Below are 8,646 nucleotides of genomic sequence, written 5' to 3' on the forward strand. Positions count from 1 at the left end.
AAAAACAACAGCAGCGCCAGGGCATCGTTGGGCGCAGAGCCGGCCACACCTTCGAGCGACAGGTTGGGCAGCACGCCCAGCCCCGTGTAGAACCAGCCCTGCGTGGAAAGCCAGCCCAGCAGTGCAAAGCCCGCGAGGCTCAGCGCGAAAAGGCTCACGATGCGCTTGACGATGTGGCGGTGCTTGAAATGTCCCAGCTCGTGGGCCAGCACCGCCTCGACTTCGCCGGGGGACAACTGGCGCAGCAGGGTGTCGTAGAACACCACGCGTTTGGCTGCGCCGAACCCCGTGAAATAGGCGTTGGCATGGGCGCTGCGGCGGCTGCCGTCCATCACGAAAAGCCCTTTGGCTGCAAAGCCGCAACGCTGCATGAGGGCCGTGACGCGGGCCTTGAGGGATTCGTCTTCCAGCGGCTGAAATTGGTTGAACAGCGGCGCGATGAAGATCGGATAGACCACCATGAGCAGCAGGTTGAATCCCATCCACGCGCCCCAGGCCCACAGCCACCAAAGGGGGCCGGCCGCGCCCATGAGCCACAGGATCAGTGCCGCGATGGGCAGGCCGATGGCCGCGCCCATCAAGGTGGACTTGGCCAGGTCTGCCAGCCACAGGCGCGCCGTCATCTGGTTGAAGCCGAAGCGTTGTTCGATCACGAAGGTCTGGTAGAGCGTGGCGGGCAGGTCGATCAACCCGCTGATGGCCGCGAAGGCCGCCAGCAACGCCAATTGCTGCACCATGCCGCCACCCAGTGCATTGAGCAGGAACTGGTTCAGTGCATCCAGCCCGCCGAGCAGGGTCCAGCCCAGCAGCACCGCGGCGCCCAGTGCCATCTCCAGCAGGCCGAAGCGGGCCTTGGTGATGGTGTAGTCGGCCGCTTTCTGGTGGGCTGTGAGTGGTATCCGGCCGGCGAACGCGGCAGGCACGGCGTCGCGGTGCCTTGCCACATGGCGGATCTGGCGCGATGCCAGCCAGAACCGGAGTGCGAGCCCCGCCACCAGAAAGGCGGCGAACAGCAGGGTGAGAAGGGTGGAGGGCGCGAGCAACGCGGAAGGGGCAGGGGTGGGCATGTCCGGCGAGTTTAGGCCATCGGCGACAATGCCGGCCATGTCCGATATCGCCAACCCCACTGTGCCTGTGCTACCCAAATCCGACCAGAACCTCGTCTGGCTCGACTGCGAAATGACCGGTCTGAACCCGGACACCGACCGCGTGCTGGAGATCGCCGTCGTGGTCACGGGACCGACGCTCAGCCCTCGCGTGGAGGGCCCCGTGTTCGCCATTCATCAGTCGGATGCGCTGCTCAACGGAATGGACGCATGGAACAAGGGCACACACGGCCGCAGCGGCCTGATCGACAAGGTGCGCGCCTCCACGGTGACCGAAGCCGAGGCAGAGCAACAGATCATCGAATTCCTCTCGCGCTATGTGCCGAAGGGCACGGCGCCCATGTGCGGCAATAGCATCGGGCAGGACCGCCGCTTTCTGGTCCGGTACATGCCGCGGCTGGAAACGTTTTTCCATTACCGCAACCTGGATGTCAGCACCCTCAAGGAATTGGCCAAGCGCTGGAAGCCCGAGGCCTACACCTCCTTCAAGAAGGCGCAGCGGCACACGGCCCTGGCGGATGTGCACGAATCGATCGACGAACTTGCGCACTACCGCACCCACCTGCTGGCGCTTTGAGCGCCTAACGCGTTCTTTAACCCAAGTGCATTGCGGGAAACCCCCAGCCGTGCAATAATCGCCGGCTGCGCGGAAATATCGCGCAGTTTGTGCATCTCCCTTCACACACTGGGCCTGCGGCCTGCTGAAAACCTTCAGCCTGGATCCCGCGCTAATGCCCACCTGCCCAGCAACATGCTGGCGCTGGTTTCGTTTGATGGTTGATGTTTTTTAACCATTGACGAAGCCTCCGCAGGCCACGCCTGCGGCCGTCTTCGTGTGAGAAAAATATGACCGACACTTTGCAAGTGCAGGGCGAATTCGCGCCTGCTGAATCTTCCATGGCCGTTGAAACGCTGGAATCGTCCGCGATCGAAGCCGGCGAATCCATCGAATCCACTGAATCCTCCGCTGTGGCGGAAGACGCGGCACCCGCGTTGCCCAACGGCTTCGTGCGTCTGGGCCTGGCCCCCGAACTGGTGCAGGCTGTGGCCGACCTGGGCTACACCCAGCCCACGGGTGTGCAGGAGCGTGCCATTCCTCTGGCCATGGGTTCGGGCGATGAGTCCAGCCAGTTCATCGACCTGATGGTTTCGAGCCAGACCGGCAGCGGCAAGACCGCCGCGTTCCTGCTGCCCGTGCTGCACACGCTGATCCGCCAGCAGGCCGAAGCCGATGCCGCCGCCCGCGACGAGTTCGACCGTTCCGTTGCCGAAGCCCTGGCCCGTGGCGAGCCGGCCCCCAAGCGCAAGCGCAAGGACCCGACCAATCCCCGCAATTTCAAGGCCGCCGCACCCGGCGCCCTGATCCTGTGCCCCACCCGCGAACTGGCCCAGCAAGTGGCCCATGACGCCATCGAACTGGTCAAGCATTGCCGCGGCCTGCGCGTGGCCAATGTGGTGGGCGGCATTCCGTACCAGCTGCAGATCGCCAAGCTGCAGAACGCCAACCTCGTGGTGGCCACGCCCGGCCGCCTGCTGGACCTGCAACGCTCGATGCAGATCAAGCTCGACCAGGTGCAATTCCTGGTGGTGGACGAAGCCGATCGCATGCTCGACCTCGGTTTCTCGGACGATCTGGCGGAACTGAACCAGCTGACCGCCCAGCGCCAGCAGACCATGATGTTCAGTGCCACGTTCGCACCGCGCATCCAGCAACTGGCCATGCGTGTGATGCACGACAACGGCGCGTCGGTCAAGAAGATCCAGATCGACTCTCCGCAGGAAAAGCACGCCAACATCAAGCAGGTGCTGTTCTGGGCCGACAACGCCCAGCACAAGCGCAAGCTGCTGGACCACTGGCTGCGCGACACGACGATCAACCAGGCCATCGTGTTCGCCAGCACGCAAGTCGAATGCGACGGCTTGGCCAACGACCTGCAGCAGGAAGGCTTCTCGGCCGTGGCGCTGCACGGCGCCTTGAGCCAGGGCCTTCGCAACCGCCGCCTGATGGCGCTGCGCAGCGGCCAGGTGCAGGTGCTGGTGGCCACCGACGTCGCCGCCCGCGGCATCGATGTGCCCACGATCACGCACGTGTTCAACTACGGCCTGCCGATGAAGGCGGAGGATTACACCCACCGCATCGGCCGCACCGGCCGTGCAGGCCGCGACGGCCTGGCGGTGACGTTCGCCGAGTTCCGCGATCGCCGCAAGATCTTCGACATCGAAGGCTACAGCAAGCAGCAGTTCAAGTCGGAAGTGGTGCCTGGCCTGGAGCCGCAGCAACGCGCGCCGCAGGCCCGTCCCGAGTTCGGTGGCCGTGGCCGCCAGGGTGGCTACGAAAGCCGTGACGGCTTCTCGCGAGATCGCAAGCCGGCCGGCGCAGGCCGTGGCGGTTTCGGTGGCGGCTTTGCCGGCAACGACCGCAGCGGTTTCGGTGGCCGTGGCGCTCCCGCTCCCCGTGCTGCTGGTGGCGGCTATCAAGGTGCTGGCGGCCATGCCGCTCCGCGCGATGACCGCGGCTTCGGCGGCGGTGCCCGCCGCGATGGCGATGGCTATGGCCGCAAGCCCGGCTTCGGCGACGCAGCCCGTGGCAATGGCTTCGGCGGTGGGCGCAACGAAGGCGGCGCTCCGCGCGGCGACTTCGCTCCGCGTGGTGATTTCGCCCCCCGTGGCGAATTCGCTCCCCGCAAGCCGGCGTTCGCGAAGCCCGGAGCCGGCGGCGGCAAGCCTTTTGTGCCGCACGATGCACGCAAGCGCCCTGCACGCCCTGCCCGCTGATCGGCGCGCGGACTGCCGCTGACTGCAAAAGCCAACCCTTCGGGGTTGGCTTTTTTTATGGGCGGACCACACGATGGAACGGTACGGTCGGCGTCTGCCCGACAATCGTCCGCTTGATTGGAGGTTCCCGATGCCGTCTTCTTTGCCCTCGTCCTCGGACGCGGACTTCGAACACATGTTCGACCTTGCGCCCGTGTCGCTCTGGCTGGAGGACTACAGCGCGCTCAAGCAACTCTTTGCCCGCTGGCGCAGCGAAGGGGTGCAAGACATCGCCGAGCACGTCCGAAACGACCCCTCCTGCCTGCGGCAGTACAGCCATTGCCTCAAGGTCATCAAGGTGAACCAGCGGACGCTGGAGCTGTTCGCCGCGCCGGACCAGGCCACGCTGGAGGCCTCTCTCGGACAGGTGTTTCGCGACGACATGCACGCGCAGGCCTTGCCCGAGATTCTGCAGCTGTGGTCCGGGGCGACCGAGTTTTCCAACCAGGCGGTCAACTACACGCTCGATGGCCGCCGGCTCGACGTGCAGATCCGCGGACGCATCCTGCCCGGGCATGAGGACGACTGGAGCCGCGTGCTGGTGTCCCTGGAGGACAACACCGCGCAGCACCAGGCAAGCCGTGCCCTGAAGGAGAGCGAGCTGTATGCGCGCGGCCTCTTCGAGAATTCGCCGGTGTCGCTGTGGGTGGAGGACTTCAGCGCGGTCAAGCGGCTGCTCGACGACGTGCGGGCGCAGGGCATCCGCGATTTCAAGACCTTCCTCAAGGTGCACCCCGAGTTCGTGGTGCGATGCATGCACGAAATCCGCGTGATCGACGTCAATCAGGAAACCCTGTCGATGTTCGGGGCCGAGTCCAAGGAGATGCTGCTGCACCGGATCGGCAAGGTGTTCCGGGGGGAAATGCAGGAATCCTTTGCGGAGCAGTTGCTGGACTTGTGGGACGGCAGGCTCTTTCAGCAGCGCGAGGTGGTGAACTACTCCCTCTCCGGCGATGCCGTGAACATCCACATGCAATTCGCCATCCTGCCCGAGCATGCGCACGACTGGAGCATGGTGCTGCTGTCGCTGGTGGACATCACCGCGCGAAAAAAAGGCGGAGGCGTACCTGGAATACCTGGGCAAGCACGACGTGCTGACCCAGCTGCGCAACCGGGCTTTCTATGTCGAGGAACTGAATCGGCTCACGCGCAAGGGCCCCTGGCCGGTGGCCGTTCTCGTGATCGACATGAACGGTCTGAAGTCGATCAACGATGAAGAGGGCCATGCGGCCGGCGATGCCATGCTGCGCCGCGTGGGCGAGGTGCTGGCCAAGGCCGTGGATGCGCCGGCATGCGCCGCGCGCATCGGCGGCGACGAGTTCACCGTGCTGATGCCTGCGACCGACGAACGGGGTGCGCATTCCCTCATGGAACGCATCAACTCGCTGCTGGACCTGAACAACCAGTTCTATCCCGGCCGGCCGCTGAGCCTGTCCATGGGAATCTCGAGTGCCTCTTCGGGCGACCAGCTGGAGGCCGCGGTGAACCGGGCGGACCAGGCCATGTACGCCGAGAAGATGCGCTACTACCAGGCCCGCGAGACGGATCGCCGCCGGGGCAGCAATTGAGGCGAAGGCTGGCGCCGCGCTTGGGCGGGGCGTGAACGATCCGGGGTCAGCCCGCCGATGCGGTGCGGCCGACGTCCGGCCAACGGTGGTGCAGGTAAACCCAGGCTCCCAGCCCCACGCACATCATTCCCAGTGAGGCACCGGCCAGCCACAGCGTGGAATGCATGACCAGGGGGGCGACCACCCCGGCCACCAGCCCGTTGGCTGACGACCCCACGAAGGCCTGCAGCGAAGAGGCCATGCCGCGCCGCTCCGGATGCAGGTCCAGCACCAGCAGGGTGACCACGGGCACCATAAGCGCCCAACCGAACGCGAACACGGCGATGGGCAGCAATGCCCAGGAAACGTGTGCCTTGAACAGCCAGTTCGCCAGCAGGTTCAGGATGGACATCGAGAACATGATCAGAAAGCCGTGGCGGATCTGCCGCTTGGGCGCGATGCGCCCTGCCAGCCGCCCGCTGAGCCAGGCGCCGCCCATGATGCCCGAGATCGTCAGCACGAAGAACCAGAAGAAATGCGTGGGAGCCAGCCCCAGGTGGTCGCCCAGGAAGGCCGGCGCGGCCAGCACGTACAGGAACATGCCGTTGAATGGCACGCCGCTGGCCAGTGCCAGCAGCAGGAAGCGGGGGCTCGAGCCCAGCTCCCAGTAGCCGCGCAGCAAGTGCCGCGCATTGAAGGGCTGGCGCTGCTCGGCATGCAGCGTTTCCGGCAGCAGGCGGTAGTTGGCCAGCCAGAGCGTCGCGCCGACGCCGGTCAGGAACCAGAACACACTGTGCCACCCCGCGTGCACGAACAGCCAGCCGCCGATGATGGGCGCGATGGCCGGTGCCACGCCGAAATAGATGGTGACCTGGCTCATCACCTGCTGCGCCTGGGCGGGCGGGAACATGTCGCGGATCACCGCACGCGACACCACGATGCCGGCACCTGCCGAGAGGCCCTGCAGCGCGCGGAAGATGACCAACTGGCCGATGCTCTCCGACAGGGCGCAGCCGGCCGACGCCAGGGTGAACACGGCAATGCCCCACAACACCACGGGCCTGCGCCCGAAGCTGTCCGACAGCGCTCCGTGGAACAGCGTCATGAAGGCGAAGCCGAACAGGTAGGCCGACAGCGTCTGCTGCATTTCCACTGGCGAGGCGCCCAGCGCGGCGGCGATCCCCGAGAACGCGGGGATGTAGGTATCGATCGAAAAAGGGCCCAGCATGCCCAGCAGCGCCAGCAGGACGGCCAGGGCCCAGCGCGGTGCGCGCCAGATGTTGTGGGCTTCAGGGTTCATGGATTCGGTGTGGAGCAGAGGACGGGCGAAAGGGCCGTGCCGCCGGGGGGCGGAGAGCGGTCCGCATGCCTGTTGGCACGCCCCGTCGCCGCAGGGCACAGGGTCACGATTATGGTGCAGGCTCCACTTTGGGAGGTGTGCAGGCCGCGCCGCCTGTCCCGCGGGAGACGGTTCGGCGGGTTCCCGGATAATTCCGCAGTTCCGCCGTCTGCGGCACCGAAAGAACCGATATGCAAACGTCCAAGATTCCCGCCACCATCGTCACCGGCTTCCTGGGCAGCGGCAAGACCACGCTGCTGCGCCACATCCTCGACAACGCCGACGGCCGCCGCATCGCGGTGATCGTCAACGAGTTCGGCGAACTCGGCATCGACGGCGAGATCCTCAAGGGCTGCGGCATCGGCTGCGACGACGCGGGCAACGAGCGCGAAGGCGCGCTCTACGAACTGGCCAACGGTTGCATGTGCTGCACGGTGCAGGAAGAGTTTTTCCCGGTGATGAAGCTGCTGGCCGAGCGGCGCGACCAGATCGATGCGGTGCTCATCGAGACCTCGGGCCTGGCCCTTCCCAAGCCGCTGGTGCAGGCCTTCCAGTGGCCGGAGATCGCCAACGTGTTCACCGTGGATGCGGTGGTGACGGTGGTGGATACGCCGGCCGCCGCCAGCGGCCAGTTCGCCGCCAACCCCCAGGCCGTGGATGCCCTGCGCCGCGCCGACCCCAACCTCGACCACGAGTCGCCGCTGCATGAATTGTTCGAGGACCAGCTCTCCGCCGCGGACCTGGTCGTGCTCAACAAGACCGACCTGGTGGACGCCGATGCGTTGGCCCGCGTGCAGGTGCTGGTGCGCGAGGAGATTCCCTCGTCCGTGAAGGTGGTGCAGTCCGAGCAGGGCCGCCTGCCGCTGGATGTGCTGCTGGGCCTGTCCAAGGCGTCCGAGGCCTCGATCGACCAGCGCCAGAGCCACCATGACCATGAAGAAGACCACGACCACGACGAGTTCGACGCGCACGTGATCGATCTGCCGGCCGTGGACCGCGACCGCCTGTTGACCGCCTTGGCGGGCCTCGTGGAGCAGCACGCCATCCTGCGCGTGAAGGGCTTCGCCGCCATTCCAGGCAAGCCCATGCGCTGGCTGCTGCAGGGCGTGGGCCGGCGCCTGGATCACCACTTCGACCGCGCATGGCGCGAGGGCGAGGACCGCCGCACGCGGCTGGTGTTCATCGGCCAGGCGCTGGATGCCACCGCGCTGCGTGCCGGGCTCGACGGCGTGGCCGCCTGATGCGGGCGCGATAGTCCGGCCCGGCCCGCCCGCATGCACCTGCTGAGCACCCGCCCGGGCGGCTTCGTCGAGGACGAGACCGTCATCACCCGCCTGGACCAGAGCCCGGCGGACATCGTCGTGCTCAGTTCGGCCGACACCACGCTCGCGCTGCTTTCGGCCGCCTGTGCCGAGCTGGCGCGCACGCAGCCGGGCTTTCCCTCGGTGCGGGTGGCCAACCTGCTGTACCTGCGCCAGCCCGCGTCGCTGGACCTGTACCTGGACGAGGTGTTGCGCCACGCGCGCGTGGTGATCGTGGACCACCTGGGTTCCGAATCGGCCTGGCCCTACGGCATCCAGCAGATCGGCGCGCTCGCGCGCCGGCAGGGGCAGCGACTGGCCATGTTCTCGGGCGACCTGCAGGAAGACCCGCACCTGGTGGAGCGCAGCACGCTGCCCCCTTCGGTGTGCCATGGGCTGTGGCAGTACCTTCGCGCCGGCGGCGCGGGCAATGCGCTGCAGTTCCTGCGCGCGGTGGCCTTCCACGGGCTGGACCATGGCGATGCGCCGCTGCCGCCGCGCAGCCTGCCGCAGGCCGCCGTGCATGTGCCGCCGGCGCT

5 protein-coding genes and 2 pseudogenes are annotated in these 8,646 nt (G+C 66.6%); 5 read left to right on the forward strand and 2 right to left on the reverse strand.

The features are described 5' to 3' along the window. A partial coding sequence (locus tag AC27IQ_RS15280) for a M48 family metallopeptidase (protein ID WP_487089961.1) occupies positions 1–1,067 on the reverse strand: 1,067 nt, incomplete at its 3' end. A 37-nt stretch (positions 1,068–1,104) separates the two neighbouring features. Here AC27IQ_RS15280 and orn point away from each other — a divergent pair. From orn to AC27IQ_RS15295, 3 genes and pseudogenes are all read left to right on the forward strand, one after another. Continuing rightward, a complete protein-coding gene (gene orn, locus AC27IQ_RS15285) occupies positions 1,105–1,683 on the forward strand; it encodes an oligoribonuclease (protein ID WP_284429067.1) in 579 nt (192 codons plus the stop codon). A 269-nt stretch (positions 1,684–1,952) separates the two neighbouring features. Continuing rightward, a complete protein-coding gene (locus tag AC27IQ_RS15290; protein WP_487089962.1) occupies positions 1,953–3,881 on the forward strand; it encodes a DEAD/DEAH box helicase in 1,929 nt (642 codons plus the stop codon). Positions 3,882–4,011: 130 nt separating this feature from the next. Continuing rightward, positions 4,012–5,488 (forward strand): annotated as a pseudogene (locus tag AC27IQ_RS15295) (sensor domain-containing diguanylate cyclase). 46 nt (positions 5,489–5,534) lie between these two features. Here AC27IQ_RS15295 and AC27IQ_RS15300 read toward each other — a convergent pair. After that, positions 5,535–6,767 carry a multidrug effflux MFS transporter gene (locus AC27IQ_RS15300; RefSeq protein ID WP_284405815.1) on the reverse strand — a complete coding sequence of 411 codons (1,233 nt, stop codon included), beginning with the start codon at positions 6,765–6,767 and terminating at the stop codon, positions 5,535–5,537. A gap of 230 nt (positions 6,768–6,997) precedes the next feature. On the opposite strand from AC27IQ_RS15300, the gene cobW reads away from it, so the two are divergent. Both cobW and AC27IQ_RS15310 read left to right on the forward strand, forming a co-directional pair. Continuing rightward, complete coding sequence (gene cobW / locus AC27IQ_RS15305; RefSeq protein WP_487089963.1) at positions 6,998–8,047, forward strand: cobalamin biosynthesis protein CobW; 1,050 nt, start codon at positions 6,998–7,000, stop codon at positions 8,045–8,047. Positions 8,048–8,080: 33 nt separating this feature from the next. Next, a pseudogene (locus AC27IQ_RS15310) lies at positions 8,081–8,646 on the forward strand (cobaltochelatase subunit CobN); the annotation flags it as partial.

The sequence above is a fragment of the Acidovorax sp. KPB24-07 genome (assembly GCF_057543315.1).